This window comes from Rhizobacter sp. P2_H3 (assembly GCF_056403355.1).
Genome location: NZ_JBFUFQ010000450.1, coordinates 1 through 1,913 on the forward strand (window position 1 = coordinate 1; position 1,913 = coordinate 1,913).

The following is a 1,913-nucleotide window of genomic DNA, read 5'->3' on the forward strand; positions in this document are numbered from 1 at the left end:
TCTCAGGCCTGGCCAAGGCGCCGTTTCGCCGCCTCGCGGATCGCCTGCAGGCTGCTGCGGCTGGTGCTGACATCGGCATCGAGTTTCAGGTGCAGCAGCGTCGGCCGGCCGCTGTCGAGCGCAGCGGCGAATGCCGGCCCGAAGCCGGCGGTGTCCGAGACACGTGCCGCGCGCCAGCCGAAGGCCTCGGCCAGTGCCGCGAAATCCGGGTTGAACAGGTCGCTGCCGCTGACGCGCCCGGGGTACTCGCGCTCCTGGTGCATGCGGATCGTCCCGTAGGTGCCGTTGTCGACGACGACGCTGATCAGCCGCTTCGCGCCGTAGCCGGTGGCGGTCGCCAGCTCCTGGCCGGTCATCAGGAAGTCGCCGTCGCCGGCGATGTTGACGACGGTGCGCTCGGGATACAGCAGCGCCGCGGCCACCGCGGCCGGCACGCCGTAGCCCATCGCGCCGGCGGTCGGCGCGAGCTGCGTGCGGCCGGCGTGCTGCATGCCGTGGTAGCGGCAGAAGCGGTGCAGCCAGCCGCTGTAGTTGCCGGCGCCGTTGGTGTAGACCGTATCGGCCGGCGCGAGGCGCTGGATGGTCTTGATGACCTCGGCCATGTCGAGCGGCTGCACCGCGCCGGCGACGTGGTTGGCCTCGTAGTCGGCATGCGCCGCGGCCGTCCACTCGCCCCAGGCCGGCTTGGTCGGCGCAGCCAGCGCTTCGAGCGCCTTCGCGGCGGCAGCCATCGACGACTGCAGCAGCAGGTCGGCGGCGTAGACGCGGCCGAGCTCCTCCGGCCCCGCATGGATGTGCACCAGCTTCTGCAGCGGCCGCGGCGCCTTCAGCAGCGTGTAGCCGCCGGTCGTCATCTCGCCCAGCCGCGCGCCGACGGCGATCACCAGGTCGGCCTCGCCGATGCGCCGCGCGAGCGCCGGGTTGATGCCGATGCCGACGTCGCCGGCGTAGTTGGCATGCCGGTTGTCGAACAGGTCCTGGAAGCGGAACGCGCAGCCGACCGGCAGGTTCCAGTTCTCGGCGAAGCGCTGCAGCGCCGCGCAGGCGGCCGCGTCCCAGCCGCTGCCGCCGGCGATCACGAACGGCCGCTCGGCGGCCATCAGCAGCGCGCGCAGGTCGCGCAGGCCGCCCGGCGCCGGCCAGGCGTGGGCCGGCTCGGCGCGTGGCAGCACCGGCGCTTCGGTGGCCTGGGTCAGCATGTCTTCCGGCAGCACCAGCACCACCGGCCCGGGCCGCCCCTGCAGCGCGGTGTGGAAGGCGCGCGAGATGTACTCCGGCAGCCGCGCCGGGTCGTGCACCTCGCCGACCCACTTCGCGAAGCCGAGCGTGCCGGGGCCGAACACCTGCCGGTAGTCGAGCTCCTGGAAGGCCTCGCGGTCGCGCTGGTCGCTCGCCACCTGGCCGATGAACAGCACCATCGGCGTGCTGTCCTGGAAGGCGGTGTGCAGCCCGATGCTGGCGTTGGTGGCACCGGGGCCGCGCGTCACGAAGCACACGCCCGGGCGGCCGGTCAGCTTGCCCTGCGCCTCGGCCATGAAGGCGGCGCCGCCCTCCTGCCGGCAGGCGATGAAGCGGATGCTGTCGCGGTGTTCATGGAAGCCGTCGAGCACCGCCAGGTAGCTCTCGCCGGGGACACCGAAGACGGTGTCGATGCCCTGGGCGATCAGGGCTTCGACGAGCACATGGCCGGCGAGGCGTTGCGGGCGGGGCGAGGAGGACGCGGATTCAGTCATGTCGGCGCGGCGCAGGAAGCTGGACAGAAGCGCCCAGTGTGCCTCGTGCGCTGACGATTCGCGGCAACCTGGAACAGGATGTGTCCGCGGGCGACGCAATCGGCGTCTGCGCTGGCGCATATGGTGCACATGCGCTGCGCCGATGGGTCGCGCGAACGCAGCGCCGGCGCGGGCTGGCGG

1 protein-coding gene is annotated in these 1,913 nt (G+C 72.7%); it reads right to left on the minus strand.

The features are described 5' to 3' along the window. Positions 1–2: 2 nt before the first annotated feature. Positions 3–1,733 (minus strand): thiamine pyrophosphate-binding protein, encoded by a 1,731-nt coding sequence (locus AC1D1T_RS32210; RefSeq protein WP_477993422.1) that lies wholly within the window; start codon positions 1,731–1,733, stop codon positions 3–5. Positions 1,734–1,913: the final 180 nt, after the last annotated feature.

Coding starts and splice junctions, on each gene's coding strand:
- AC1D1T_RS32210 (WP_477993422.1), bottom strand. CDS start 1,733: ATGACTGAATCCGCGTCCTCCTCGCCCCGCCCGCAACGCCTCGCCGGC.